Consider the following 26,229-nt stretch of genomic DNA (forward strand, 5'->3'; position numbering starts at 1 on the left):
TCACTCTGGACTTTCTCTCATCCCCTTTTGCTTTCACTTTCCTATAGTCAGCACAAATGGAGACCGCCATGCACGCACGCGCATCACGCGAAACAGATCAACGCTACCGGGCGCTACGTCCCCGGCTACTGATGTGCATGGTCATTGGCTACGCCGCGTTCTACCTGACGCGCAAAAGCGTCAACTACGTGCTCCCGGCGCTGCAAACGGATCTGGGGCTGGATAAAAGTGATATTGGCCTGCTGGGTTCGCTGTTTTATCTGACCTACGGCCTGTCAAAGTTCACCGCCGGATTATGGCATGACAGCCACGGGCAGCGGGCGTTTATGAGCATCGGCCTGTTTGCCACCGGCGTCTTAAACGTGGTGTTCGCCTTTGGCGAATCACTGACGCTGCTGCTGGTGGTGTGGACGCTCAACGGGTTTTTCCAGGGCTGGGGCTGGCCCCCCTGCGCCCGCCTGCTGACTCACTGGTATTCGCGTAACGAACGCGGTTTCTGGTGGGGCTGCTGGAATATGTCTATCAACATCGGCGGAGCCATCATTCCGCTGATTAGCGCCTTCGCCGCCCACTGGTGGGGCTGGCAGGCAGCGATGCTGACACCGGGGATAATCAGCATGGCATTAGGGATCTGGCTCACCCTGCAACTGAAAGGCACGCCCCAGGAAGAGGGATTACCGACGGTTGGAGAATGGCGGCAGGACCCGCTGGAACTGCGCCAGCAGCAGCAAAGCCCGCCGATGGGGCTGTGGCAAATGTTACGCACCACCATGCTGAAAAATCCGATGATCTGGCTGCTGGGCGTGTCATATGTGCTGGTCTATGTGATCCGCATCGCGCTTAACGACTGGGGCAACATCTGGCTGACCGAAAGCCACGGCGTGAATCTGCTCAGCGCCAACGCCACGGTGATGCTGTTTGAAGTCGGTGGCTTGCTCGGCGCGCTGTTTGCCGGATGGGGATCAGATGTGCTGTTCAGCGGTCAGCGCGCGCCGATGATCTTGCTGTTCACGCTCGGGCTGATGGTCTCTGTCGCCGCCCTATGGCTGGCACCGGTTCACCACTATGCGCTGCTGGCGGCCTGTTTCTTTAGCGTGGGCTTCTTTGTTTTTGGCCCACAGATGTTGATTGGCCTGGCCGCCGTCGAATGCGGACACAAAGCAGCCGCAGGTTCGATCACCGGTTTTCTCGGGCTGTTTGCCTATCTCGGGGCCGCGCTGGCGGGTTGGCCGTTGTCGCTTGTCATTGAACGTTATGGCTGGTCGGGAATGTTCAGTTTGCTCTCGGTTGCCGCTGTCGTTATGGGTTTATTGCTGATGCCGCTGCTTATTGCAGGCATTACCCCTTCTCTCAGTCAAAGGATAAAACAATGAAAATGACGCTTACCTCTACCCTGATTGCTTCCACCCTCGCGCTGGCGGCGTTAAGCAGCGTTGCCCAGGCTGAAGGTCGTCTGGTGGTCTACTGCAGCGCCACCAACGAAATGTGCGAAACCGAAACCAAAGCCTTCGGTGAAAAATATGATGTGAAGACCTCATTTATTCGCAACGGCTCCGGCAGTACGCTGGCGAAAGTGGATGCCGAGAAGAAAAACCCGCAGGCGGATGTCTGGTACGGTGGAACGTTGGATCCGCAGTCTCAGGCCGGAGAGATGGGCCTGCTGCAGCCATATAAATCACCGAAACTTGACGAGATCATGGAGAAATTCCGCGATCCGGCGAAAGTGAAAGGTAACCTCTCCTCCGCCGTTTACGTCGGTATTCTGGGCTTTGGCGTCAATACCCAGCGCCTGAAAGAGAAAAACCTACCGGTGCCAAAATGCTGGAAAGATCTGACTAAACCGGAATACAAAGGCGAAATCCAGATTGCCGACCCGCAAAGCTCCGGCACCGCCTACACCGCGCTGGCAACCTTCGCCCAACTGTGGGGGGAAGATCAGGCCTTTGATTACCTGAAGCAACTCAATGCCAACGTTTCTCAGTACACCAAGTCTGGTATTGCCCCGGCACGTAACGCTGCCCGTGGCGAAACGGCGATCGGCATTGGCTTCCTGCACGACTACTCGCTGGAAAAAGAACAAGGCGCCCCGCTGGAGCTGATTTCGCCGTGCGAAGGCACCGGCTATGAAATTGGCGGCGTCAGCATCCTGAAAGGCGCGCGTAACCTCGACAACGCCAAACTGTTCGTTGACTGGGTACTGTCAAAAGATGCCCAGGAACTGGCATGGAAGAAAGGCAAATCCTATCAGATCCTGACCAACACCACCGCCGAGACGTCACCGAACTCCCTGAAGCTCGACGACCTGAAGCTTATCAATTACGACATGGATAAATATGGTTCTACCGATGTTCGTAAAGCGTTGATCAATAAGTGGGTTAGCGAAGTGAAGATGGGCAAATAAAACATGATGACCTTCTTCGGATAAGGTTACGTAGGCCGGATAAGGCAACGCCGCATCCGGCAATGATCGTCACCCTGAATGCCGGATGGCGCACAAGCTTATCCGGCCTACATCAGGATTGAACACCGGAACCGCTATGTCACAGACACTTGCACTCCATCCCGTGAAAAAACGGGATGCGATATTCCTTTGGGTTTTACTCGGCTGGCTGGCGTTTGCCCTGCTGCCAAGCTGGAGCCTGGACTATGGACTGCTGGAGTCCACGCGCGAGGAAATACTCGCCGCCTACAGCTGGTCACATTTCAATATTAGCTGGTTGTGGTATCTGCTACCGAGCCTGCTGCTGGTACGTCCGTTCCAGGAAGCCAAACGCGAGCAGCGCAGCCGCCACACTCTCGACGCGAGCTGGTCGCTATTCTGTATGGCCTTTATTGTCGCCAGCGCCACCCTTGAAGGACGCGGCCTAGGCTATGCCACCATCGTACTGTTTGTCGCGCTGGGCGCGATTATGACGCTGGCGCTCACCCGCCTCGAATGGCTGGGTGGCGACCGTTTCGTTATCGGATCGCTCACCGCCATTGTCGCGCTGATCGGGATTTTTATCGTCTGGCCTAGCATCGCGATTTTCATTCCCATGTTCACCAACGACGCCGGAGAGTTTGCCCCGCTGGCGTTTATGAATGTGCTGTCGCAGGCGCATATCATTCAGGTGATCCTCAACTCCATTATGCTGTCGATCGCCGTCGGCGTCGGCTGTACCTTCTTCGGTCTGGTGCTGGCGATTTACACCACTCGTATTGCCAGACGCAGCGCCATTATTGGCCGCATTTTCTCGATCCTGCCGATCGTGACGCCGCCGTTTGTCGTCGGCCTTGGCGTCACCTTAATGATGGGCCGCTCCGGTTACATTACCGAATTAATGGTGGACTGGTTTGGCTTAACCAACACCAACTGGCTGTACGGGTTTACCGGCATCTGGCTGGCGCAGGTGCTGGCCTTCACCCCGATGGCGTTTATGATCCTTGATGGGGCGATCAAGACCATTCATCCGTCGCTGGAAGAAGCGTCGTACACCCTGCGCGCCAGCCGCTGGCAGACCTTTAACGGCGTGTTTGTCCCGCTGCTAAAACCGGCGCTGGCAAACGCCTTTTTGATTGTCATTGTGCAGTCGCTGGCTGACTTCAGTAACCCGCTGGTACTCGGCGGTAACTTTGACGTGCTGGCGACACAAATCTACTTCTACATCACCGGTTCACAGCTCGATTACCAGGCCGCCAGCACGCTCGGCGCGTTCCTGCTGCTGTTCTCCCTGCTGGTGTTCTGCGTGCAGTACATGTGGATCGGCAAACGCTCGTACGTCACCGTTTCCGGTAAATCATACCGTGGCGACGTGCAGCCGCTGCCGGTAACGCTGGTGTGGAGCGTAGTCGCCATTCTGGCGGTATGGATCGCCTTTAACGCCCTGCTCTACGGCAGCATTTTCTACGGCAGCTTCACCGTCAACTGGGGCGTGGATTACACCCTGACGCTGGATAACTTTATCAAGCTGTTCGGCCAGGGAATGAGCGACGGAGCATGGCCTTCCCTGCTCGACACCCTGCTGTACGCCGGGATTGCCGCGCCGATCACCGCCGCCTTCGGGTTACTGATCGCGTGGATCGTGGTGCGCCAGCAGTTTAAAGGCAAAAAGACTATCGAGTTCACCACCATGCTGTGCTTTGCCGTTCCCGGCACCGTGGCGGGTGTCTCGTATATTCTGGCCTTTAACAGCGCCCCGGTGTACCTCACCGGGACGGCGGCCATCGTCATTATCTCAATGGTGATGCGTAACGTGCCGGTCGGCATTCGTGCAGGCATTGCGGGCTTAGGGCAAATCGATAAATCGCTGGATGAAGCCTCGCTCAGCCTGCGCGCCGGTTCCCTGCGCACCATTACGCATATTCTGCTGCCGCTGCTGCGTCCGGCGATCCTCTCGGCGCTGATCTACAGCTTTGTGCGCGCCATTACCACCGTCAGCGCCATTGTGTTCCTTGTCACGCCGGATACCCGCGTGGCGACGGCTTACATTCTGAACCGCGTGGAAGACGGTGAATACGGCGTGGCCATTGCCTACGGTTCGATCCTGATCGTGGTGATGCTGGCGATTATTTTCATCTTTGACTGGCTGATCGGTGAATCACGTACCTCCCGTTCAAAAGCCAAAAACCCGGCGTAATGGAGCGCACTATGACTCAGAAAAATTTCGTTGAACTGCGCAACGTCACCAAACGTTTTGGCAGCAACACGGTTATCGACAACATCAATCTCACCATCCCACAAGGGCAAATGGTGACGCTGCTTGGCCCTTCAGGCTGCGGCAAAACCACCATTTTGCGCCTGGTTGCCGGACTGGAAAAACCGAGCGAAGGGCAGATTTATATTGATGGCGAAGACGTTACCCATCGTTCCATCCAGCAGCGCGATATCTGCATGGTGTTTCAGTCTTACGCCTTGTTCCCACATATGTCGTTGGGTGAAAACGTCGGCTACGGCCTGAAGATGCTCGGCGTATCGCGCAGCGAACTGAAAGCGCGGGTGAAAGAGGCGCTGGCGATGGTGGATCTGGAAGGATTCGAAGACCGCTATGTCGATCAGATCTCCGGCGGGCAACAGCAGCGCGTGGCGCTGGCCCGGGCGCTGATCCTCAAACCGAAGGTGCTGTTATTTGATGAACCGCTGAGTAACCTCGACGCCAACCTGCGACGCAGCATGCGTGACAAGATCCGCGAACTGCAAAAGCAGTTTGATATTACCTCGCTGTACGTGACCCACGATCAGAGCGAAGCCTTCGCGGTGTCCGACACCGTACTGGTGATGAACAAGGGACATATCATGCAGATCGGCTCACCGCAGGATCTGTACCGCCAGCCCGCCTCGCGCTTTATGGCGAGCTTTATGGGCGATGCCAACCTGTTCCCGGCCGCGTTCAGCGAGGCGTTTGTCGATATTTACGGTTATCGCCTGCCAAGGCCGCTGCATTTCGCCACCCAGGGAGAAGGTACGGTTGGCGTGCGTCCGGAGGCAATTACGCTCAGCGATCGCGGCGAGGAGAGCCAGCGCTGTGTGATCCAGCACGTCGCCTATATGGGGCCGCAGTATGAGGTCACGGTAGAGTGGCACGGGCAGGAAATTCTATTGCAGGTCAACGCCACGCGCTTACAGCCAAACGCTGGCGAGCAGTATTACCTCGAAATCCACCCGTACGGCATGTTTGTCCTGGCGGATGCGGCATAATTTGTGCCGGGCTACGATCAAACAACGGACCAGATAAAATTAATTTGATTATAGAGAAGGAAAAATCTTTATAAAATATTTATTAAGTGAATGCATATGAACTTAATTATTTCAAGCCTGAATCATCCTGAATTGGATTCAGGCTTTTTTATTGCTTATGCGATCAGCCGCACAACTTTCACAGAGGAAATAGTATGTCATCATGCTTTCAACGGATGAGAGAGATCCAAAAATGTATTTTCAGCAGGAAGAAAATCAGCACACCCAATATATAAGCGAGCACGAATTATGGGTATTGGGCCGTGTCAGTGGAATATACAACAAAACAACGCATAAAAAAGAAGAAATGTTAGAGCCATTGTGGAGGAGGTACGATCGAAGTATAGAAGGCATTCTAATTTTTTATTCAAAGATGGAAGCATCAATTTACTCCACTTACTTAGAGAAAAAATTCAATGAAAAGTGGAGCGTATATGCACTGGATGATTTTAATATTGAGGAAATGATAAAGAATAATAAAATAATAAAAAATAGCGATGATTATTATCTGCTGTTGAGTGCGGGGTTTTGGGCTGATAAACAATGCAATGTTATATATCATGGTTATCATTTATCTCAAGTTACAATCCCCGTCAAATATACTTTTAGCAGTTTCAATGAAAATGAAAGACTCCCTACCCTAAAAATACCTGAAAAAGTTACAGATAGATTTCATCAAATGTGGAAGAAAAGATTCCATGATTTTCTAAGTCATACTCAATCGCAATGTAATTATCATAATGACTATTTAAAAGAACAAAGTCTAATCGCTTATAATAATATGCAATTCAAAGAATCAAATAAAATCGAAGATTGTGTTTATATGGCAACATGGAAAAATGACTGGTTTTTTTGCAATCCGGAAAGTTTAACTTTATTAAAATGAGAATTGTATGGGAATTGCCTATTTTTTAAGGGTCGGAGATAAAACAACCTGCGGTGGCACTATTTTAACAGGTTGTACTAATCATATACTCGACGGACAGCCAACGGCACGACATGGCGATAGCTATATATGTGGTAAAGATAAAAAACTCTACCACATAGCAGGAGGGCAACCAGGTTATTTTATACATGGTGTTCAGGCTGCCGGAACAGCACATAGCGTTGGCACATGCCCTTGCAAATGCCGATTTATTAGCTCAATTTCAAATGTCAGTTATTTCTATGAGAGTGAAGTTCTCTCCACACCTAAACCAGTCACAAACAGAGTGGTCTCTGTAACGCCGCAGAACGTACCAAAACCGCTCACGATGGCACATGGGCCATATTGTCCGACTGAAGCTGAAGAGGATAAACCGCCTCGTGAGCCTGTAGATGCGGGATTTTGTGTATTGCCCTATGAGGCTAAACCATCAACATATGAACCGTATATTTTTGTTAATCCCCCCGATGGTACGAGAGAGCTATATCACAAACTGAACCCTGATATGAAAAAACAACCTGGTTCAATTCTGATTGTTGTTGATCCTGAAAAACAAGATCAGCAACAGATTGAAGCATTACAAAAAGCACGAGATCGAATTGATAAATCTCTGGCCCCACTTACCTTGCAGGATGCAAAGTTATTGCATGATAACAGAGGAGCCGTGGATGCATTTTCATATCAACTTTTCGGTAATTATTTAGGAAATGCTGGAGATAGTTTTGGATATATTAGTGAGATAGGTAAAAGTTATTACGAAGAAATAAAACAAATATTAATTGAAATTCAGGAGTTATATAAAGATACGTACACCCATAACAAAGGAATCATATCGGGGGAGGAATTTTTTGGTCAACGAGCAAGACTGTTTAAAAAATTAAATGTTATCTTAAATAAATTCTCCAAAACCCATCTTAATCTGAAAGAATATAATAGTATTAAAAAAGCTTTAGGTTTATCAACAAGCTCAATTATGCATAAATGGGATAAAACTGGAGTGGATAATATAGAGGGCTATGCTACATATATTGAAAATTCGGCAAAATTAGTTAAACTGATGAAAACCGTTGGTTTTGTTGGCATAGGTTTAGATTTCGCTGGATATACATCAAATATTTATGATGCCTGTGCAAAAGGCCGTGAAAGTGCATGCAAAAAAGCCGCTATTACTGAATATAGTAAATTTGGATTCAAACAGGCTAGTAGTATGCTTACTGGTCTGGCGGCTGGACGTGCAGCAAATGTGGTTTGTACGTGGGTATTAGGGCTTTCTACTATAGAAGCTGGAGGGGTCGGTGCTGCACTGTGTTTTGCTACAGGGGTTGGTGTTACTATTGCGTCAGGTAAGATTGCAGAAAAATATGGCGAGGACGCTGGTGAAAAATTAGGTAATTATGTAGGAGATCATATTATATATGAAAATATTTTTCATTGAAAATGATGAAGTTATAAAAATCTTAATTTGCCTTTCGTTTGCATTTGATTTTTTAATATTCATGATGTGTTATTTTTACAATAAAAAAGCATACAAAAAAATAGTTGAAATATACGAAAAAGAGATAGGCCCTCTACCGCTTTCAACAAAGTTATGCAAAGATGCAAGTGTTTTTTCTACTCCATATTTATATAATACGAAAGTTAGTTTTATAACTAGAAGCTTAAACTTTAAATACCATAAGCATTTACATTATGGTATAAGCATAGAAGGGTATAATCTAATAAGAAATCTTCCAAAAAAATTAACACTAGGATTTAGAATTGAATCATTGTCATTATTGATTTGCATTCCAATAATGATCGGTTTTTTTATCATTTTCTAAATAAAGGGACTCCATTGGAGTCCCTTTATTTAATTTTATTTCAATGCACCCTATATTTGGTCAACAATCCGGTCGTAAGTAGCAGCAGGTAATAACCCACTCACAAAAACATTTGGATTCACTTTAGCATCGGCTGCTGGCGAGTGTGGCCTGTTACCTAAAATCACAATAGCCATATCGCCACATCATTCACTGTAGGCCCGATAAACTCTCAGCTTTGCGCTTTTAGCGCAGCAATATCCGCAGGCGTGGTGCGACAGCACCCGCCAATCAACCGGGCGCCCGCCGCACGCCACTGGGGTAAATAATCCGCCAGCGTTTTACACGCTTCACCGTGAGTGTGCCAGGTTTTGCTCTGCGCATCGTAATGCTCGCCGGAGTTGGGATAGACCACCAGCGGCAGCGCCGTTAAGCCGTGTAAATGCTGCAACGCCTCGGTAGTGTTTTCCAGCGCAATGCAGTTGATACCAATAGCCAGCACCTGCGGGTAGTTTGCCAGTAACGCCACCACTTCGCGCAGCGGCGTGCCGTCGCTCAGGTGTTCGCTGTCACGTAGGGTAAACGAGAACCACGCACGCGCACGCGGGTATTCCGCCAGCAGTTCAGCCAGCGCCTTAATCTCAGTAAAATTCGGCAGCGTTTCGCAGGCTAACAGGTCAGCTCCGGCGTCCAGCAGCGCTTCAACGCGCGGTCGGTGAAACCCCTGAAACTCGTCTTTGCTGCGCACGTAATCGCCACGGTATTCCGAGCCATCCGCCAGATACGCGCCATACGGTCCCACAGACCCGGCCACCAGCAATGTACCCGCCTGCGGGTTTTCCGCCAGATACGCCTCGCGCGCTTTACGCGCCAGCTCTACGCTTTTGCCAATCAGCGCCTTCGACTGCGCCTCATCCAGACCTCGGGCGGCAAAACCTGCCGGCGTGGCCTGATAGCTGGCGGTGATCGCACATTGAGCACCCGCCCGGTAGTAATCTAGATGGACTTCGCGGATAAGCTGCGGGTTTTCTACCAGCACTTTCGCTGACCACAGGCTATCGGCCAGGTTACAGCCGCGCGCCTCCAGTTCCGTCGCCATCGCACCATCCAGCAACAGGAAATCCTGTTTCTCAAGAAGGGTACGTAACGGATTATTCTGCGACATGGTGTGGCTCCTGTTTTACTTTACGGGGTTGAGTAAGGAAATAAGCACCATAGCACAACGCCACAAACGGTAACCCGCACCACAACGCAATTCTCTGCGCGGGATCGAAGGCCAGGCCGACACAGGCCACCAGGCACAGCACAAACCCCAATACGGGAACCAGCGGATACCACGGCGCACGATAATGCAATTCACTCACAGCCTTTCCTTGCTGTAAGTGACGGCGGCGAAAAACAAAATGCGAAGCGCAGATGCTCAGCCACACCGCCACCACCGCAAACCCGGAGATCGCCGACAGCGCCACAAATACCGTATCCGGGGCGATCACGCTGGAAAACAGCGCCAGCACGCCGCCGAGCATGCTGACCGATATGGCTGTCAGCGGCACGCCGTTTTTGGTTACCCGCGCAAAACAGGCGGGCAGCGTACGTTCATTCGACAGCGACCACAGCATGCGCCCGGAAGCATACAGTCCTGAATTCGCAGCCGAAAGAATGGCCGTCAGGATCACGACGTTAAAAATATCCGCCGCATATGGAATCCCCACCTTCTCAAACACCAGCACAAACGGGCTTTTCTCCACTCCCGCCTGCTGCATCGGGATCAATGCCGCCAGCACAAACACGGTGCCAATAAAGAAAATAATCAGTCGTGCGATAGTGGTACGAATCGCCACCGGAATCACCTTGCGTGGGTTTTCCGTTTCGCCCGCCGCGATGCCGATAAGCTCGGTTCCCGAGAAAGCAAAGTTCACCGCCACCATGGTCATCAGGATCGGTAGGCCGCCATGTGGAAACCAGCCTTCTGCGGTGAGATTGCTCAACCCCGGCGCGGGTGAACCATCCTGCATCGGGATAAAGCCAAAAATGGCCGCCCCGCCGAGGATAATAAAGGCGATGATGGTGATGACTTTTACCAGTGAGAACCAGAATTCCCCTTCGGCAAAAAAGCGCGTAGAAATGACGTTCAGGCCAAAGATAACGACGCAGAAAACCACGCACCAGATCCACACCGGCACCTGTGGGAACCAATACTGCATGCAGAAACCGGCGGCGGTAAAGCTGGAGCCAAGCGCCACGGTCCAGGTCAGCCAGTAGAGCCAGGCTACGGTGTAACCCGTCGCCGGGCCGAGATAGCGCGCGGCATAAACGTGAAACGCGCCGGTTTCCGGCATCGCCACCGACAGTTCACCCAGACATTGCATCACTAGCCAGACCACCAGCGCGCCAATCAAATAGGCCAGCAGCGTCCCCGCCGCCCCGGTGGTGGAGATGATGTACCCGGTATTAAAGAATAACCCTGTGCCAATCACGCCACCTAAAGAGAGCATAATCAGGTGACGCGTTTTCATTGTGCGCTTCAGTGGCGCATTTTGTTGTGTTGTTTGCATATGACCTTCTAAACGTATGGACATCTAAACATCCAAAGAAGGTTTGTTATACCGCGTTTGTAAACACAATGCAAAGTTAGCCCTGCACCAGACGCAGATGCCCGCGCCGGGCGCTCAACATAGGACGAGGATTAACAATAAGATACAAAAAAGGTCGCCAGGCCATAACGCCTCCGCTATCAGGGTTTATTCAACTCTGGCAACGGAGACGTCCAATGACGTTCCCCCGAAAGTAGGAACCGCGCGTCACACCTCATACGTCCGGATGAGCGCACGGTCAGGAGCCGCTGGCTTGAACCTGTATCTGTGATTTACGGCTCATCAGCACAAACACCGCCAGCCCGGCCAGCAAAATACCCGGTGCGGAGGCCGCCATCACGCCTACCGTTCCAGTGCCCAGCGCCAGCATTTTCCCCGCCAACAGTGGACCACTCATCGCCCCTAGGCGCCCAACGGCCACCGCGGTGCCTACGCCGGTGGCGCGGATGGGGGTGCTGTAAAACAGCGGAGCCAGCGCATACAGCACGCTTTGGCCGCCGGTGGCAAACATCCCTGCGACAAATCCGGCCACCAGCATACCGCTCAATGACGACACCGTACCGAGCGCCAGCAGTGAAGCCAGCATCCCGGTGTAAATCAGTAGCGACATCACCACCGGGCGCAGTTTATCCATCAATGCACCGAGGATTAACGTCCCGCTGGCCGCGCCGATTTGCAGGGCAAACATCACGCCCGCCGCCTGTGAGGGACGAAAGCCCTGTTCAACCAGCAGCATCGGCAGCCAGTTGATCAGCATATACACCACCAACAGGGTGAAGAAATAACACAGCCACAGCAGCAACGTGGCGGTCGCGGTGGCAGGGGCAAACAGCGCACGCAACGGTGCGGCGGCGGCCTGCGTTTGCTGGGCATACACATGTGATTCCGGTAGCCAACGCATCAGCAACGGCACCAGCAGCAGCGGGATCACCCCACCAACCCAGAACACAGTTTGCCAGGCGGAGGCCACACCGCTAAAACCCAGCGCCGCCGCCAGCGCTGCGCCAATCGGCACCCCGCAGTACATCAGGCTCACCGCGGTGCCGCGAAAGCGCGGGCCTGCGGCTTCGGAGGTCAGCGCGATCAGGTTCGGCAACGCCGCCCCCAACCCGACACCGGTCATCAGGCGGGCAAACACCAGCGACGAGAAATCCCAGGATATCGCCGTCGCCAGCGAAAACAGGCCAAACAGCGCCACGGAGCCAATAAGGATCCGCTTGCGCCCATAGCGGTCAGCCAGCATACCGCCCACCAGCGCGCCGGGCAGTAATCCCAGAATACCGGCGCTGAAGATCCAGCCCATCTGCATTTTATCTAACGCAAAAGCCTGGGCGATGCCGACGGCAGCGATACCGGCGGCCTGTAAATCCAGCCCTTCCATCAGGGCGACTAAAAAACACAGCCCGACGGTCAGCGTCAGACGGGAGGAGGATGCGGGGGTACGGGTTGTCATGAGGTGTACCTCTGAGGTCACGATGCAGGTGAAGCGCGGCTGATACGTTGCCAGCCGCGTCATTATTTTTATTTGCTGTTGCGCAGATCCAGCGCCACGTCGACGATCATATCTTCCTGGCCGCCCACCATTCGGCGTTTGCCCAGTTCAACCAGTATATCCACCGCGCTCAGGCCATAGCGCGCCGCCGCCACTTCGCAATGACGCAGGAAGCTGGAATAGACCCCGGCATAACCCAGCGCCAGCGTTTCGCGATCCACCCGCACCGGGCGGTCCTGCAGCGGACGGACTAAATCGTCGGCGGCATCCATCAGCGCGTAAAGGTCGGTGCCGTGCTGCCAGCCGAGCTTATCCGCAGCGGCGATAAACACCTCCAGCGGCGCATTGCCCGCCCCTGCGCCCATGCCCGCCAGACTGGCATCAATACGGTCACAACCCTCTTCCACTGCGGCCAGGGAGTTCGCCACACCGAGGCTCAGGTTGTGGTGGGCATGCATCCCGGTTTCCGTTTCCGGCTTCAGCACCGCTTTCAGGGCGCGGAAGCGATCGCGAATGTCCGTCATGTTCATTGCCCCGCCGGAATCGACCACATAAATACAGGTCGCACCGTAGTTTTCCATCAGCTTCGCCTGCTGCGCCAGTTTCTCCGGCGTGGTCATGTGGCTCATCATCAGAAAGCCGACGGTGTCCATACCCAGCTCGCGCGCATACTGAATATGCTGGGCCGACACGTCCGCTTCGGTGCAGTGGGTCGCCACGCGCACCACCCGCGCACCGGCCTGGTATGCGTTTTTCAGGTCATGAATCGTGCCGATACCCGGCAGCAACAGCGTGGCGATTTTGGCGTGCTCCACCACGTCCGCCGCCGCTTCAATCCATTCCAGATCGCTGTGCGCGCCAAAGCCGTAGTTAAAGCTGGAGCCCTGTAACCCGTCGCCGTGCGCCACCTCAATGGAATCGACACGCGCATCGTCCAGTGCTTTAGCGATTTGGCGGACGTTTTCCAGCGAATATTGATGACGAATAGCGTGCATGCCGTCACGCAAGGTCACGTCAGAGATATAGAGTTTTTTACCGTTCATGCTGCTTCTCCTGCCTGACGCGCGAGTGACTGTGCCATCTTTTCAGCGGTCGCCAGCGCGCTGGAGGTCATAATATCGAGATTGCCCGCGTAGGCTGGCAGGTAGTGCGCCGCACCTTCCACTTCCAGATACACCGCAGTTTTCAGGCCAGAGAACTGGCCAATACCTGGCAGATTCACCGGTTTATCCTGTGGGATGACCTCAAACTGCACGCGCTGTTTCAGGCGGTAGCCCGGCACGTACGCGTGTACCGCCGCTGCCATTTGGTTAATCGACGCCTCAATTTCTGCCTGAGAAGCCTCTTCGCTCAGCACATACACCGTGTCGCGCATCATCAGCGGCGGCTCCGCTGGGTTGAGCACAATAATCGCTTTGCCTTTCTCGGCACCGCCCACCACTTCAATCGCCTTCGAGGTGGTTTCGGTAAATTCATCAATATTGGCGCGCGTGCCCGGCCCCGCGGACTTACTGGCAATAGAGGCGATAATCTCGGCGTAATACACCCGCGCCACGCGGGACACCGCCGCCACCATCGGGATGGTCGCCTGGCCGCCGCAGGTCACCATATTGACGTTCAGCCGATCCACGTTGGCCTCGAGATTCACTACCGGCACGCAGTACGGGCCAATCGCCGCCGGCGTCAGGTCGATCAGGCGGATCCCCGGCTTAACCGCGCGTAAGGCGGCGTCATTTTTCACGTGCGCACCCGCGCTGGTGGCGTCAAACACGATGTCGATATCGGCAAATTCCGGCATTGCCATCAGCCCCGTTACCCCTTCATGGGTGGTGGCGACGCCCATGCGTCTGGCGCGCGCCAGACCGTCGGATCCCGGGTCGATACCGACCATCACCGCCATCTCAAGCTGCTTGCCGTGACGCAGAATTTTAATCATCAAATCGGTGCCGATATTACCGGAGCCGATAATGGCAACTTTACGCTTACTCATGACTGACTTCCTTTTGTAACCGCCGCAGAGAACGTGGCGGCGACTGAACCAATACCCTCGATATGGGCCTCAAAACGATCACCCGCATTTACCGCGACCATCGGGCCTAACGCCCCAGTGAGAATGATGTCTCCGGCACGTAGCGGCTCGCCGAGGCTGGCCATTTTGCGCGCCAGCCAAACGGCGGCGTTGATCGGATGCCCCAGACATTCGCTACCGCGCCCGCTGGAAACCTCCTCGTTATTACGCGTCATTTTCATCGTGCAGTTTTTCAGATCTAACCCCGCCGGGCGCTGCGCCGGGCCGCCAACCACGTACACGCCGCAGGAGGCGTTATCCGCCACGGTATCAACAAATTGAATCGACCAGTCGCGAATACGGCTGCCGACCACTTCCATTGCGGGCAGCACCCACTCGATGGCGTTAACCAGCTCATCAAACGTGGTGTCGGTCGCAGGCAGGTCGCGGTTCAGCACCAGCGCAATCTCCGCTTCAATCCGCGGTTGCAGCACGCGCTCAAACGGGATGGTGTCGTTATCGCCGTAACACATGTCGGCAAACAGCGTGCCGAAGTCGGGCTGACTGACCCCCAGTTGCTGCTGGACTTTCGGGTGCGTCAGCCCCACCTTACGCCCAACCACGCGACGCCCCTGCGCCACGTCGTGCTGCACGTTGATGTGCTGAATGGCGTAGGCCGCCTCGGCGTTGTCCACACCAATCAATTCGCGCAGCGGGGCAATCGCGACACCCTGCTCCTGTGCCTGGCGTAAATCAGCGGCTAACTGTTCAAGATTACGATTCGTCATTTCCGTTCCTTAAGGTCGCGCGAGGAAGTTCAGCACCAGCTGATTAAAGGCGTCCGCATGTTCCCACTGCGCCCAGTGCCCGCAGTCGCGGTAAATGTGCAGCTCTGAACCCGCAATTCCGGCGAGCAGGCGCAGCCCGGCGTCCATCGGTACGAAGCGATCGTTGCGTCCCCAGACAATCAGAGTCTGGGCTTTGATCTCCGCCAGACGCGGACTAAAGTCCGGGAACTGTTTTGGATTGGCTTCCAGGCTCTGGACAAAGTTTTCCAGGTGATCGCGACGCGACAGCATGTTATTGAGTCGTGCCTCAAACAGCGCGTCGGTCAAGTCGCTGGTGTCGAACACAAAGATGTCCATCATCAACTTCAGATTCTCGATGGTCGGCTCGCGATACAGCTGGTTCAGGCGCTTGATGCCTTCAGTTGGCATCGGCGTAAACAGGCTCATACCGCCCGTCCCACCGCCCATCAGCACCAGCTTGCCCACGCGCTCCGGCCAGCTCAGGGTGAACGCCACGGCGCTGTGGCCGCCCATCGAGTTGCCCAGTAAGTGGACTTGCTGAAGATCCAGCTGATCGACCACACTTTTCAGGATGCGGGCGTTCAGATCTGATCGCGACCCGCGGTTAACGATCCCATCGCTTTTCCCCCAGCCCGGGCAATCCAACAGGATCACCCGGTAACCGGCCTCAACCAGCGGATCGATATTGCGGCTGAAGTTGGCCCAGCCCGTGGCGCCCGGGCCGGATCCGTGCAGCAGCACAACGGTCTCTTCGCCCTGCCCACAGTCATTGACATGTACGCGTAGGGTTTCGCCAGCTTCCTGCACCTCAAGAAAACGGCTGCTGGCGGCTTCGGTTTGCGGTTGGTAAGTCATGATGTTCTCCTGCATGTTCAGTTCTGTTTCAGTTCTGTGTGGCGGCGCTCAACGAGCCAAATCCGGCGATCCACTCCGGGATCGGACGGTAGTAACGGCCTTCGCTGCGCCAGTGACCAAAAGCAGAAATAGCGGCGAAGGCGGCAACCCAGGTTTTCACTTCGTGCGTCGATTTGCCCGCCATCGCGGACAGCTCTTCGTTGCTGACGCCGTCCAGTTCCGCCAGACGCCCCTGCTCAAGCAGAGTCATAAAGCGGTTATCCCAGACGGGGTTGAGCGGGTGCAGCGTGTTCTGATCTTCAACAAACTTTTCGGCGGCGCTGATCACCCGCTGCTGGCGTAGCTGGCGTTCGTTTTCTGGCAACTGCTTACCGCTGCCAAGCAGACGGTCGCGCATGTGGGCGTCGGCCTTCGCCAGCTCGGGCACCGGCGGCTGGTGCGACAGCCCACCGGAGCCTATAAACAGCACGCGTTTATTCAGTGAGCTGGTGAACCGACCAATCGCCTCGCCGAGCAGGCGAGTGCGCTGGAAGCCCGGCAGCGGCGTAGCGACGCCGTTAATAAACACCGGCAATACCGGGACCTTATCCAGCCCGCCGAGCAAAAACTCCAGCGGCTGAGCAAAGCCGTGATCGACCTGCATGTTGTACGACACGGCAAGATCGATGCCGCTTTTCATCACCGCGTGGGCGCAGGCTTCCGCGAGATCCGCCGGCACCGGCAGTTCTCCCGCCGCGCTGCCAAAATCACCGATCGCCGTGGCGCCAATGCCTAAGCAAAACGGCGGCATCACATCGTAGAAAAAACCGTTGTAGTGATCGGGGGCAAACAGCACCACCAGTTCGGGATCGAACGCCGCAATGCGCGCACGGGCGCTGGCGATCACGCCGTTGACCTCGTCGAGCACGGCCTGTGCCGGGTCGACATAGCCCACCAGCGGCGAGTGGGAAAGACAGTGAAGATAAGCGTGCATATCAGGCGACCTTTTCGACAGGAACCGCGACATGAGTGCGGGTGAGCGTCATCACCGACGCCAGTTTATTCAGGGTGCTGCCCAGGGTTTGCGGAATGGCAACCGCAGCAACGAAGCGATCCGGACGCATCACCACCAGCGCGGCGTTATGTTGGGAAAACCACGCGCGCAGGCGATTTTGCGTATCACCAATACGGATAACCCCGTCGTGGTTATCCTGTGAGGTATTGATCTGCGTGTCCGGCACCACCTGGATAAACCGCGTGCCGAGCGCGCGCCACAGCTGGATTTGCTCGTCACTCATACCCCACAGCGGATTACAGCCCCAGCCAATCACCGCAAAATTCGGCCCGATGACGTTGTCGAGCAGCGTCACGTCACCCGTTTCCAGCGTCACCTTTGGCTGAATAAACATCTTGCCGACCGGGGAGGCTTTCGCGTCGCCTTCACGCACCAGCGCCCCGACGTGATATTGCGGCATCGGCTTGAAGCGCATTTCGAGGAAGTAGCGTTTGACCGGCGGAATGTAGTTCAGCAGCCAGGAAATGCCGTCACGCACCGCGCCATGCCAGCGTTTCGGCGGTGCCAGCACGTTACCCGCAGTCACAGACAAATCAATCATGGCTTTGGCGTGATCGCGGCGTTCCTGCTGGTAGGTGTCCAGCAGCGCATCACCGGCTTTGCCCTCAATGACCAGCGCCAGTTTCCACGCCAGGTTGAAGGCATCGCGCATGCCGCTGTTGTACCCCTGCCCCTGCCAGACCGGCATAATGTGTGCTGCATCGCCCGCCAGCAGCACGCGGTCAATACGAAAACGTTTGGCCAGACGGGCGTTATGGGTATACACGCGCTGGCGGATCAGCTCAACGTTGTCCGGGTTCGGCAGCACTTTGCTCAGCAACTGGCGCATATTCTGCGGCTCGCTAAGCTGCGCTTCGGTTTCCCCCGGCATCACCATAAATTCAAAGCGGCGCACCGCGTGCGGCAGTGCGGCGGAGACATACGGACGCACCGGATCGCAGCACAGATACACGTGTGGGGTACTGAGCGGATCGTTGGCGATATCCACCACAATCCACTGATTTGGCGCGGTTTTACCTTCGAATGGCACATTCAGCGAGCGCCTGACGACGCTGCCGCCGCCGTCGCAGGCCACCAGCCACTGGGCCTGCACCGTTTCACGCTGACCGTCCGGTGCCTTCAGGTTCAGCGTCACTTCGCCATTCTTCTGACTGAACGCCTCCAGCTCGCGAGAGAACAGGCAACGCACGTTGGGAAACCGCGACAGCCCTTCCAGCATCACCGCGTCTACCTGCGGCTGAATAAACGCATTACGGCGCGACCAGCCAAACTCGTCGGTCATTGGCTGGATATCAGCAAAGCAGCGGCCCTTGGGGGTAAGAAAGCGCATCGCATGCCATGGCGTGGTGTGCGGCAGCACGTTATCGACCAGACCGACGGACTGCAGGGTGCGCAGCGCTTCATCGTCAATGCCGATGGCGCGCGGATAGTCGATCAGCGCATCGAGCTTCTCCACCACCAGCACCTCAATGCCCATCTGGCCGAGATAGTTCGCCATCATCAGCCCCACCGGACCGGCTCCGGCAATCGCCACCTGCACGGTGTGTTGCACAGCGGGTTGGATATCCGGGTTTATCGTTGTCATTTCAGAACCTCACTACGCGGACAAAACGTCATGGCAGCCTCTGGAGAGACGCACCTGGCTTTGTTAAAAATATGTGAATAATTTTTTATTGTGCGGTCAGTATAGGAGGGTGTTTTTGCGCTACAATCAAAACATACCTGGATGTGCACTTAGTGCACTACGTTGTTTTATCTGTAGATTTGTCAACGAATATGAAAAGTGACGAGAGTACCGAATACAAAACCGTGCGCGGATTAACCCGCGGGTTAATGTTATTAAATATGTTAAACCGGCTCGACGGTGGGGCCAGCGTTGGTCTGCTGGCAGAGCTGAGCGGCCTGCACCGCACCACGGTCAGACGACTGCTGGAAACGTTGCAGGATGAGGGTTACGTCCGGCGCAGCCTGTCCGATGACAGCTTTCGCTTAACCATCAAAGTTCGTCAGCTCAGCGAGGGATTTCGTGACGAGCAGTGGATTTCCGCGCTGGCCGCGCCGCTGCTGGGGGATTTACTGCGCGAGGTCATCTGGCCGACCGACGTTTCCACGCTCGACGTCGATGCCATGGTGGTGCGTGAAACCACCCACCGCTTCAGCCGCCTGTCATTTCACCGGGCGATGGTCGGGCGTCGTCTACCGTTGCTGAAAACCGCCTCCGGCCTGACCTGGCTGGCGTTTTGTCCGGAGAATGAACGTCAGGAGCTGATCGAAATACTGGCATCGCGACCGGGAGAAGAATTCCAGCTGGCGCGCGAACCGCTGAAGCTGGACGCCATCCTGACTCGCGCGCGCAAAGACGGTTTTGGACAGAACTATCGCGGCTGGGATCAGGAGGAGAAAATCGCCTCTATCGCCGTGCCAATCCGCAGCGAACAGCGGGTGATCGGCTGCCTGAACCTGGTGTATATGGCCAGTGCGATGACCATCGAACAGGCCGCGGAAAAACACCTTCCGGCCTTACAAAAAGTGGCGAAGCAGATCGAAGACGGCGTGGCGTCACAGGAGATTTTGGTTGCCGGGAGGTGAGATGGATCACATTTCCCCTCCCCCTCTGATTAAGAGCCACGTTCACTGCGCAATGTGTCGTCGTTATCTGCCAGCAGAGACGTTCGCGATTTACCGTTTCTGATTTTTCCATCAATACCAGGTTGAGGTTTACCAAACAGATAGCCTTGTGCGAAATCGCAGCCCAGAGCCTGAAGACTTTCCAGTTGTTCCTGTGTTTCAACCCCTTCTGCAACCGCCTTCATATTGAGAGATTTCGCCATACCGGTGATAAGTTTGATGATGTTAAGGGCGTCTTCCTGTGTAGATATCGAATGCACAAAGGACTTGTCTATTTTGATTTTGTCGAAGGCAAGCCTGCTCAGCCGCGAAAGCGAAGAGTATCCCGTACCAAAATCATCAATGGAGATTTTCACGCCCAGGGCTCTGAGCCTGTTAAGCGTATTCATCGGCGTATTGCTGTCAGTAAAGAGAGAGGATTCCGTTACTTCCAGTTCAAGACGATCAGCCGGAAGTCCTGTTTCTTTCAGAATAGACAACACTATTCCGGCAAAGGCTTTGCTGCTTAGCTGGACAGGCGAGACATTGACTGAAATTTTAGCCGGAACCGCCCAGGAAGCCGCTTCCCTGCAGGCCATTTCAAGCACCGATTTCCCCATCTCATTAATCATTCCTGTTTTTTCAGCAACAGGAATAAAGCTATCCGGCGACAGCAGGCCTTTAAGAGGATGTATCCAGCGGATAAGGGCTTCATAGCTGTAAATTTCCCTGCTGAAAGAATCTACAATCGGCTGGTAATAAACCACGAATTCTTTATTCGCTATTGCCATCGCCATATCATGCTCAAGGGTTCTGCTTTCTTGCAACTTATCTAACATTCGTTGCCGGAAGACTTTTATCTTACCAGAACCTTCTTTTTTGGCTTCATATAGGGCGAGATCGGCAAATTTATATAGATAGTCGGAGCGGCGTTCAGTTTCGGAAATAACAATGCCAACGCAGGTGGTAATGTTGATAATTGTGTTATAAATCGTGTAGGGCTGGTTGATAAATTCACATATTTTTTGCGCGCGAGAAACAGCATGACTCTCAGTCAGACCCATCGAGAGAAACGCAAACTCATCCCCACCTAAGCGATAAAGCGTATCTGAAGTCAGGCTCATCGAAACCAGGCGATGGGATATCTGACGTAACAATGAATCACCGACATCATGACCATACGTATCATTGACCTCTTTGAATCGGTCTAAATCAAACAACATCACTGTCACAGAACTATTATTCTTTTCTGCCGTCTCGATGGTTTTATTTAAATCTTCCCAAAAAAGCTGGCGGTTATTCATCTCGGTAAGAGAATCATGGTAGACGTCATATTCCAGTTTTGTATTCTGGATTTGCAGTTTTTCTTTAGATTTCTGCAATTCTTCAGCAAGACGCTTAACCTGAAGATGCGCCTGCAAAATATTTCTGTTCTGATAGAATATCAGCACGCCCAGTATCGCACTCAGTATGATCAGCAGTACTGAGATCGCTGAATAAATATAGTACAGCGCTTGAATTTTGAGGTTTGTACTATTAATCGAGTTAACATCTTTATTTAGCGCACCGGATGAAAGGCGGCCTAGCGGCGCATCCAGCGCATGCATTTTTTTCAAGTATGTCTGGAGCTCTGAACGATTCATTTTCTCAAGATGAACATCCAGATAGTTAAGTGTGTTTTCCAGTTGTAAAGCCAGTTCACCATGCGCTTCATTATTTTGTATATAATGTCCCAACTCACCTTCTTTCATTAAATCATTCTGGCTGAGCATGATGTCGAGGCGCAGACGTACATCATCGAGGTTCATAGAATCATCGATAGTGTAAAGACCAAGCCATGACTCAAAACGGTAGTATTCTGATACCAGTTGTGCAGCGGACCATGAATCGGTGTAGTGAGTCAGTTTCTGTAACTCTTGTTGCCGTTCATGCACGAGGTAAGAGATATACCCGGTAGATATAAAAAGAGAAAATATGATGCCCGCCAGTATTCTGTTCATGATGTTCTTCTGAACTCCTACTCAATATTCATTCTGCTGACCTGCCATGCTGAGCGTGCATAAAAAACCTGATTATTCAGTTCAGGCATGCTGTCATAGGGGTACACAATGAACAAGGGACCTTTATCACGGACGCGAATGTATTTTTCGTTGATTTTTACAGCCAGAATAACATTATATTTTTTGAAATCACTGAGTGGGATAACCGTGGTGTAGTCATTGAGCGCGGTGACCTTAACCACAGAACCTTTCGCGCCAACATAATCCATGAGCTTTTGCAGTGGAATACCCGTAAAGGTAGTGCGTCCATTATACCAGGGCGAGGTGGTCTGGAAACTGACCATGCCCAGCTTCTCAAGGCTGGCAATATCAAAAACGGCTTTCCCGTCTTCATTTGTATTTTCTATATTACCGGACAGCGTTAAAAGGGCTTTACCGGCAGGTTTAGAAAGTTCACCCGCCCAGAGCTGTGTGGAGACGACAAAGCTTAACAACATAACAATTAATCGCATTTTAACCTCGCCTGCCGACCGGATGTAAACGAATTATAATTTAGTTATAATGCTATTTACATATGCTGCCTGGATATTATTGGTGCAATAAACCCATTCATATTTTAAATCATCAAAATCAACAGGTTAGCCATCACTCCATTTTTATACTAATTAATAGCTCAGACAATGTCCGCCTGCCACCATGCAGGCCAAAAAAAACCGAAACCCCGCTCATAAAATGAGCAGAATTTCGGCACACGTTCAGCCTGGAGCGCTTTAGACTTTAAGCAGCTTTACCGTTTCTTCGATGTCTATCTCATCTTCCGAGAAGATCAGCGTCGTACCCTGGAAGGTAGTAATGGCCAGCTTTTTCAGCGAACGCATTTCGCCAGGCTTGACGTCTGACTTCGGCTTAATGCTGTTCATCAGCGCGCCCACGGACAGCACCGCATTTTCTTTATCAATGCGGGTTTCAACCGGCACTTCTTCGCTATACACCACCCAGGACTTGATCGCCGTGAGTTTCAGGCGCTCACCCGCGATATAGATGTATTTGCTGTCGGGCACCACTTTCACCGCATAGGCTGACAGGCCTTTGTTGTTAGTGGTCGGCTCGAAGGTCACCGCCGCGTCTTTCTTGATCAGCTCAGGATTAGCAACCTTAATCACATGAAAATAGCGGTTATCGCCGTTTTCATCTTTGATAAATCCAAAGCCTTTATCTTTAAACCACGTTGTGATTGTTCCGTTCATTGCTGTTTCCGCCTGATTAAAACGTCATACTCGTAAATTTGCGCGCAGTGTAAAACATCGGCCACGTCTTTGGCTACTCGTTGCCCCAGCGGTTGAGGAACTCGGCGATATCATCGATACGCTGTGCGTCGATCCCGGCAACGGTTGCCATCTCCTGCTGCGCGTCTTCGCCGATCTCTTCGTTGTTCATCAAACGGACGATCAGCTGTTGGAAGTAGTGCGCCAGCGCGTCGCGTTCTGCGTCGCTAACCGGCTTTGCGGCCTCGGTCGCGTACTCGTCGGCGATATCATAATATTTTAGCGGAATGTCGTTGTTCATCAGGTGCTCCGGGGTGAATGCGTGTGCCAGCAGTTGTCTGCCGCGTCTGAGGTGAATGATAGCATTCTTATTTCACCGTTAGCGATCTGTTTTATTGACTGCAATATGTTTCATATATCCGAAATATTTTCTGGAGCCACTTCGCATTTAATAAATCTCATTACGTTTAAATGACCCCATTTTTATACTCAGAAAAAAAATAATTAATAACGGATACATTAACAACTCCTGTTTCAAAATAGGAAACAACAGGATTAATAAAAAGTGCAAAAAATGAAATTGAACTCATAGCCATCATCAGAGTAATGAAAACAACGAACCATCGAAAGAAGTTATTTTTCATCCCCAGTTCCTCACTGTAAATTATTAGTAGTTTTAGAACCGCCTTGCCCTGTTGTTTCTGTTATGATTGATGATATAGCGTTACCAGATGTTCCAGGTATTGGTGATAAAGGTAATGGTTTACTTACTCCCATCCCCATATTAACCCACTCGTAATTTTTCCATGTATGAACCCATTTATCTAATGAAATTGGGGCAGCCTTACCTAATCCATATCCGATACCCGAAGCGGCACCACTTATTACACCACCTTTAAATGGATCATCTCCGTTCAGATAACTTGACGTTGCACCACCCGCCGCATTCCAGCCTACTGTTCCCCAGACTCCCGTACTTGCAGTAAATGCTCCAACATAACTGGCAATCAGGACTCTGTTGGATTGACTGTGCCATTGGCAAGATACTGAATACCCGCATTGGCTGTCCCACCAATTCCTGCAGTTAGCTGCATCCCTCCCGGCAGATAAGTCAGCCCTGCTGAGGCCATTGCAAATGCCACTGAATCACGTTTATTTATCGCTTCCTGACAGGCGGCTCCACCAGGATTATCCGAACAACTCGCTATATCTATCCCATACTGACGTATCCATGCTGCCTGCGCATCCTCACTCCCACCCATCAGGTTATTCGTCACAACAAACAGCTATTAAAACCCTTTTAATCCTAAACACCTGGCTATAACACATCCAACACCGATAAATGAGCCAATCACACACCCCATGAATAAAACACGGCTTACACCATTCCATGTAATGTTCAACTTTCCTGTAGCTATCCACTCAAAAATAGAGAAAAGGATATCTATACAAAGAAAAGAAAGGATAATTGATAAAAATGCGATCAAAAAAATAACCGATAAATCAGTTAAACCTGTCTGCCGATTACTCATTTTTTTCTCCCTGAATATGGGATTCGATTCTTTTACTCTCATATTCAGATGCGAAAGAATCTGCTACATCACCAGCAATGCCAGGAATTTGGCTTGGTGTAATTTTCTTCGAAATCCCAAAATCACCTTTTACTTCAGTATACTTCTGAAGTGTCGGGTTAAATTTCGGATCCCAGCCACCTTTCCACCAGTTTGCCCCTGCATTAACCCCCCATGAAAGTCCTTTACCAATACCATAACCGATACCAGAACCGGCACCATTAATAATCGCCCCAGACAGTGGATCTTTGTTGTCAATCCAGTTACCAAATGCACCACCCGCCGCATTCCAGCCTACCGTTCCCACCACACGATTCCCCATACTGAACACATTCACCCAGCCAGCCACTACCGCGCTGGAAGGGTCAACCGAACCATCCGCCAGGTAGCCAATTCCAGCATTTGCCCCCGCGCCAAGTCCCCACATCGCCTGAGCACTGCCAGGAAGCAGAGCCACTGTACCTGTTGCCAGCGCCAGCCCTACCGCATCACGCTCATTTATCGCTTTCTGACAGGCGGCTCCACCAGGATTATCCGAACAACTCGCCATATCTATCCCATGCTGACGTATCCATGCTGCCTGCATGTCTTCACTCCCGTCATCAGGGTATTCGCCACAACTACCCGTCACCAAATTGGCTATTTTTTAATCGAACTAGCAACCCATAACATTAAACCGGCAAAGCTACCGATAACTATACTTATTTTACTTAAAAGTAAAATAATACTTGATGAAAAAGATATTTCTATTCCTTTATAAAAAAAGAAAAAAAGCTCCCCGCATATATATAAAGCGATCCCTGTTAGAAAAATTGAAACCATACTAAATACAATTAAAAAAAACAGAGGAAGAATAAATTTTAGTGCCTTCATTTACCACCTCCTTCTTGGTTCATTTTGTACTCTGTATACTTACCTCCAGCTTCTGAAGTGATACTGCTTCCAATGTCACCAATTGAACTGGGGACATTGCTTGGCTTCATTTCTTTTGAAATACCATAATCCCCTTTCACTTCAATAAACTGTCTGAGGTCAGCATTAAACTTCGGATCCCAACCTCCTTTCCACCAGTTTGCCCCGGCATTAACACCCCATGAAAGTCCTTTACCAATGCCATAACCGATACCAGAACCGGCACCATTAATAATCGCCCCAGACAGTGGATCTTTGTTGTCAATCCAGTTACCAAATGCACCACCCGCCGCATTCCAGCCTACCGTTCCCACCACTCGATTCCCATACTGAACACATTCACCCAGCCCGCAATAGCTACGTTTTCCGGGTCTATAGTGCCATCCGCCAGGTAGCCAATTCCTGCATTTGCCCCCGCGCCCAGTCCCCACATAGCCTGGGCACTGCCAGGAAACAGAGCCACTGTACTTGTTGCCAGCGCCAGCCCTACCGCATCACGCTCATTTATCGCTTCCTGACAGGCGGCTCCACCAGGATTATCGAACAACTCGCCATATCTATCCCATGCTGACGTATCCATGCTGCCTGAGCATCCTCACTCCCGCCCATCAGGTTATTCTCCGCT

General features: G+C 52.4%; 22 protein-coding genes and 3 pseudogenes. 7 read left to right on the plus strand and 18 right to left on the minus strand.

Translation table 11 applies throughout. From position 1 onward, the window contains the following. Positions 1 to 68 precede the first annotated feature (68 nt). From uhpC to AC3ITF_RS17305, 6 genes are all read left to right on the plus strand, one after another. Entirely contained in the window at positions 69 to 1,373 is a 1,305-nt protein-coding gene (gene uhpC, locus AC3ITF_RS17280; RefSeq protein ID WP_489175874.1) for an MFS transporter family glucose-6-phosphate receptor UhpC, read from the plus strand. Beyond that, a complete protein-coding gene (locus tag AC3ITF_RS17285; protein WP_181219069.1) occupies positions 1,370 to 2,401 on the plus strand; it encodes an ABC transporter substrate-binding protein in 1,032 nt (343 codons plus the stop codon). The genes uhpC and AC3ITF_RS17285 overlap by 4 nt, the downstream gene beginning before the upstream one ends. A 136-nt stretch (positions 2,402 to 2,537) precedes the next feature. After that, positions 2,538 to 4,616, plus strand: coding sequence for an ABC transporter permease (locus AC3ITF_RS17290; protein ID WP_489175875.1), 2,079 nt, complete (start codon positions 2,538 to 2,540; stop codon positions 4,614 to 4,616). 11 nt (positions 4,617 to 4,627) lie between these two features. After that, complete coding sequence (gene fbpC / locus AC3ITF_RS17295; protein ID WP_489175876.1) at positions 4,628 to 5,674, plus strand: ferric ABC transporter ATP-binding protein; 1,047 nt, start codon at positions 4,628 to 4,630, stop codon at positions 5,672 to 5,674. A gap of 202 nt (positions 5,675 to 5,876) precedes the next feature. After that, positions 5,877 to 6,599: a hypothetical protein gene (locus AC3ITF_RS17300; protein WP_489175877.1), complete on the plus strand. Its 723-nt coding sequence runs from the start codon at positions 5,877 to 5,879 to the stop codon at positions 6,597 to 6,599. A 7-nt stretch (positions 6,600 to 6,606) separates the two neighbouring features. Continuing rightward, positions 6,607 to 8,073, plus strand: a complete 1,467-nt coding sequence (locus AC3ITF_RS17305; protein ID WP_489175878.1) for a PAAR domain-containing protein — start codon at positions 6,607 to 6,609, stop codon at positions 8,071 to 8,073. A gap of 435 nt (positions 8,074 to 8,508) precedes the next feature. On the opposite strand, the pseudogene AC3ITF_RS17310 reads toward AC3ITF_RS17305, so the two are convergent. From AC3ITF_RS17310 to AC3ITF_RS17355, 10 genes and pseudogenes are all read right to left on the minus strand, one after another. After that, positions 8,509 to 8,634, minus strand: a pseudogene (locus AC3ITF_RS17310) (hypothetical protein); the annotation flags it as partial. Between the two features lie 35 nt (positions 8,635 to 8,669). Next, positions 8,670 to 9,602: a homocysteine S-methyltransferase gene (gene mmuM / locus AC3ITF_RS17315; protein WP_115259286.1), complete on the minus strand. Its 933-nt coding sequence runs from the start codon at positions 9,600 to 9,602 to the stop codon at positions 8,670 to 8,672. Beyond that, positions 9,589 to 10,992 (minus strand): S-methylmethionine permease, encoded by a 1,404-nt coding sequence (gene mmuP, locus AC3ITF_RS17320; RefSeq protein WP_117342092.1) that lies wholly within the window; start codon positions 10,990 to 10,992, stop codon positions 9,589 to 9,591. The genes mmuM and mmuP overlap by 14 nt, the downstream gene beginning before the upstream one ends. A 277-nt stretch (positions 10,993 to 11,269) precedes the next feature. Continuing rightward, a complete protein-coding gene (mhpT, locus tag AC3ITF_RS17325; RefSeq protein WP_181506158.1) occupies positions 11,270 to 12,484 on the minus strand; it encodes a 3-(3-hydroxy-phenyl)propionate transporter MhpT in 1,215 nt (404 codons plus the stop codon). A 68-nt stretch (positions 12,485 to 12,552) separates the two neighbouring features. Next, positions 12,553 to 13,566 (minus strand): 4-hydroxy-2-oxovalerate aldolase, encoded by a 1,014-nt coding sequence (mhpE, locus tag AC3ITF_RS17330; protein ID WP_096758134.1) that lies wholly within the window; start codon positions 13,564 to 13,566, stop codon positions 12,553 to 12,555. Beyond that, the gene (gene mhpF / locus AC3ITF_RS17335; RefSeq protein ID WP_096758135.1) at positions 13,563 to 14,513 is read right to left on the minus strand and encodes an acetaldehyde dehydrogenase; all 951 of its coding nucleotides are present in this window, start codon (positions 14,511 to 14,513) and stop codon (positions 13,563 to 13,565) included. Before mhpF ends, mhpE begins: the two co-directional genes overlap by 4 nt. Next, complete coding sequence (mhpD, locus tag AC3ITF_RS17340; RefSeq protein WP_115259290.1) at positions 14,510 to 15,319, minus strand: 2-keto-4-pentenoate hydratase; 810 nt, start codon at positions 15,317 to 15,319, stop codon at positions 14,510 to 14,512. The genes mhpF and mhpD overlap by 4 nt, the downstream gene beginning before the upstream one ends. Before the next feature lie 9 nt (positions 15,320 to 15,328). Beyond that, positions 15,329 to 16,195 (minus strand): 2-hydroxy-6-oxonona-2,4-dienedioate hydrolase, encoded by an 867-nt coding sequence (mhpC, locus tag AC3ITF_RS17345; RefSeq protein WP_096758137.1) that lies wholly within the window; start codon positions 16,193 to 16,195, stop codon positions 15,329 to 15,331. Positions 16,196 to 16,223: 28 nt separating this feature from the next. Then, positions 16,224 to 17,168: a 2,3-dihydroxyphenylpropionate/2,3-dihydroxicinnamic acid 1,2-dioxygenase gene (mhpB, locus tag AC3ITF_RS17350; protein WP_096758138.1), complete on the minus strand. Its 945-nt coding sequence runs from the start codon at positions 17,166 to 17,168 to the stop codon at positions 16,224 to 16,226. 1 nt (position 17,169) lies between these two features. Continuing rightward, the gene (locus AC3ITF_RS17355; RefSeq protein ID WP_489175879.1) at positions 17,170 to 18,834 is read right to left on the minus strand and encodes a bifunctional 3-(3-hydroxy-phenyl)propionate/3-hydroxycinnamic acid hydroxylase; all 1,665 of its coding nucleotides are present in this window, start codon (positions 18,832 to 18,834) and stop codon (positions 17,170 to 17,172) included. Between the two features lie 191 nt (positions 18,835 to 19,025). Between AC3ITF_RS17355 and AC3ITF_RS17360 the strand changes: the two genes are divergently transcribed. Continuing rightward, positions 19,026 to 19,838 (plus strand): DNA-binding transcriptional regulator, encoded by an 813-nt coding sequence (locus tag AC3ITF_RS17360; RefSeq protein ID WP_135912487.1) that lies wholly within the window; start codon positions 19,026 to 19,028, stop codon positions 19,836 to 19,838. Positions 19,839 to 19,867: 29 nt separating this feature from the next. On the opposite strand, the gene AC3ITF_RS17365 is transcribed toward AC3ITF_RS17360, so the two are convergent. The 8 genes and pseudogenes from AC3ITF_RS17365 to AC3ITF_RS17400 all read right to left on the minus strand — a co-directional run. Further along, positions 19,868 to 21,856, minus strand: a complete 1,989-nt coding sequence (locus AC3ITF_RS17365; RefSeq protein WP_489175880.1) for a putative bifunctional diguanylate cyclase/phosphodiesterase — start codon at positions 21,854 to 21,856, stop codon at positions 19,868 to 19,870. A gap of 17 nt (positions 21,857 to 21,873) precedes the next feature. Next, on the minus strand, positions 21,874 to 22,368 hold the full coding sequence (locus tag AC3ITF_RS17370) for a putative pterin-binding protein (RefSeq protein WP_096758142.1): 495 nt from the start codon (positions 22,366 to 22,368) through the stop codon (positions 21,874 to 21,876). A 258-nt stretch (positions 22,369 to 22,626) separates the two neighbouring features. Further along, positions 22,627 to 23,103, minus strand: coding sequence for a cold-shock protein (locus AC3ITF_RS17375; RefSeq protein ID WP_096758143.1), 477 nt, complete (start codon positions 23,101 to 23,103; stop codon positions 22,627 to 22,629). Positions 23,104 to 23,176: 73 nt separating this feature from the next. Further along, positions 23,177 to 23,422, minus strand: a complete 246-nt coding sequence (locus AC3ITF_RS17380; protein WP_115259298.1) for a YmjA family protein — start codon at positions 23,420 to 23,422, stop codon at positions 23,177 to 23,179. A gap of 988 nt (positions 23,423 to 24,410) precedes the next feature. Continuing rightward, the gene (locus AC3ITF_RS17385; RefSeq protein ID WP_181637147.1) at positions 24,411 to 24,653 is read right to left on the minus strand and encodes a hypothetical protein; all 243 of its coding nucleotides are present in this window, start codon (positions 24,651 to 24,653) and stop codon (positions 24,411 to 24,413) included. Further along, positions 24,646 to 25,290, minus strand: a pseudogene (locus AC3ITF_RS17390) (VENN motif pre-toxin domain-containing protein); the annotation flags it as partial. The pseudogene AC3ITF_RS17390 and the gene AC3ITF_RS17385, both read right to left, overlap by 8 nt. A gap of 41 nt (positions 25,291 to 25,331) precedes the next feature. After that, positions 25,332 to 25,565, minus strand: a complete 234-nt coding sequence (locus tag AC3ITF_RS17395) for a hypothetical protein (RefSeq protein WP_489175881.1) — start codon at positions 25,563 to 25,565, stop codon at positions 25,332 to 25,334. Beyond that, positions 25,562 to 26,225 (minus strand): annotated as a pseudogene (locus AC3ITF_RS17400) (VENN motif pre-toxin domain-containing protein); the annotation flags it as partial. The pseudogene AC3ITF_RS17400 and the gene AC3ITF_RS17395, both read right to left, overlap by 4 nt. Positions 26,226 to 26,229: the final 4 nt, after the last annotated feature.

The organism is Citrobacter sp. KH_055_1, from assembly GCF_057838705.1.

Bases quoted from the DNA above. Each gene is read 5' to 3' on its own strand.
- uhpC (WP_489175874.1), top strand. From the start codon at position 69: ATGCACGCACGCGCATCACGCGAAACAGATCAACGCTACCGGGCGCTA.
- AC3ITF_RS17285 (WP_181219069.1), top strand. From the start codon at position 1,370: ATGAAAATGACGCTTACCTCTACCCTGATTGCTTCCACCCTCGCGCTG.
- AC3ITF_RS17290 (WP_489175875.1), top strand. From the start codon at position 2,538: ATGTCACAGACACTTGCACTCCATCCCGTGAAAAAACGGGATGCGATA.
- fbpC (WP_489175876.1), top strand. From the start codon at position 4,628: ATGACTCAGAAAAATTTCGTTGAACTGCGCAACGTCACCAAACGTTTT.
- AC3ITF_RS17300 (WP_489175877.1), top strand. From the start codon at position 5,877: ATGCTTTCAACGGATGAGAGAGATCCAAAAATGTATTTTCAGCAGGAA.
- AC3ITF_RS17305 (WP_489175878.1), top strand. From the start codon at position 6,607: ATGGGAATTGCCTATTTTTTAAGGGTCGGAGATAAAACAACCTGCGGT.
- mmuM (WP_115259286.1), bottom strand. From the start codon at position 9,602: ATGTCGCAGAATAATCCGTTACGTACCCTTCTTGAGAAACAGGATTTC.
- mmuP (WP_117342092.1), bottom strand. From the start codon at position 10,992: ATGCAAACAACACAACAAAATGCGCCACTGAAGCGCACAATGAAAACG.
- mhpT (WP_181506158.1), bottom strand. From the start codon at position 12,484: ATGACAACCCGTACCCCCGCATCCTCCTCCCGTCTGACGCTGACCGTC.
- mhpE (WP_096758134.1), bottom strand. From the start codon at position 13,566: ATGAACGGTAAAAAACTCTATATCTCTGACGTGACCTTGCGTGACGGC.
- mhpF (WP_096758135.1), bottom strand. From the start codon at position 14,513: ATGAGTAAGCGTAAAGTTGCCATTATCGGCTCCGGTAATATCGGCACC.
- mhpD (WP_115259290.1), bottom strand. From the start codon at position 15,319: ATGACGAATCGTAATCTTGAACAGTTAGCCGCTGATTTACGCCAGGCA.
- mhpC (WP_096758137.1), bottom strand. From the start codon at position 16,195: ATGACTTACCAACCGCAAACCGAAGCCGCCAGCAGCCGTTTTCTTGAG.
- mhpB (WP_096758138.1), bottom strand. From the start codon at position 17,168: ATGCACGCTTATCTTCACTGTCTTTCCCACTCGCCGCTGGTGGGCTAT.
- AC3ITF_RS17355 (WP_489175879.1), bottom strand. From the start codon at position 18,834: ATGACAACGATAAACCCGGATATCCAACCCGCTGTGCAACACACCGTG.
- AC3ITF_RS17360 (WP_135912487.1), top strand. From the start codon at position 19,026: ATGAAAAGTGACGAGAGTACCGAATACAAAACCGTGCGCGGATTAACC.
- AC3ITF_RS17365 (WP_489175880.1), bottom strand. From the start codon at position 21,856: ATGAACAGAATACTGGCGGGCATCATATTTTCTCTTTTTATATCTACC.
- AC3ITF_RS17370 (WP_096758142.1), bottom strand. From the start codon at position 22,368: ATGCGATTAATTGTTATGTTGTTAAGCTTTGTCGTCTCCACACAGCTC.
- AC3ITF_RS17375 (WP_096758143.1), bottom strand. From the start codon at position 23,103: ATGAACGGAACAATCACAACGTGGTTTAAAGATAAAGGCTTTGGATTT.
- AC3ITF_RS17380 (WP_115259298.1), bottom strand. From the start codon at position 23,422: ATGAACAACGACATTCCGCTAAAATATTATGATATCGCCGACGAGTAC.
- AC3ITF_RS17385 (WP_181637147.1), bottom strand. From the start codon at position 24,653: ATGAGTAATCGGCAGACAGGTTTAACTGATTTATCGGTTATTTTTTTG.
- AC3ITF_RS17395 (WP_489175881.1), bottom strand. From the start codon at position 25,565: ATGAAGGCACTAAAATTTATTCTTCCTCTGTTTTTTTTAATTGTATTT.